The 254-nt window shown below is 56.3% G+C and carries 1 rRNA gene; it reads left to right on the top strand.

What is annotated here, in order from left to right:
• Positions 1-254: ribosomal RNA gene (locus KJS63_RS25965) — 16S ribosomal RNA — on the top strand; the annotation flags it as partial.

Here is a 254-nt window from a genome sequence, read left to right as displayed (position 1 = left end):
GGATAACTACCGGAAACGGTAGCTAATACCGGATACGCAAGATCCTCGCATGAGGGACTTGGGAAAGACGGAGCAATCTGTCACTTATGGATGGGCCTGCGGCGCATTAGCTAGTTGGTGAGGTAATGGCTCACCAAGGCGACGATGCGTAGCCGACCTGAGAGGGTGAACGGCCACACTGGGACTGAGACACGGCCCAGACTCCTACGGGAGGCAGCAGTAGGGAATCTTCCGCAATGGACGAAAGTCTGACG

It is taken from the genome of Paenibacillus sp. J22TS3 (assembly GCF_018403205.1).
In the GTDB taxonomy this organism is placed as follows: Bacteria; Bacillota; Bacilli; order Paenibacillales; family Paenibacillaceae; genus Fontibacillus; species Fontibacillus tuaregi.
This window is presented reverse-complemented; position numbering and strand designations above follow the sequence as displayed.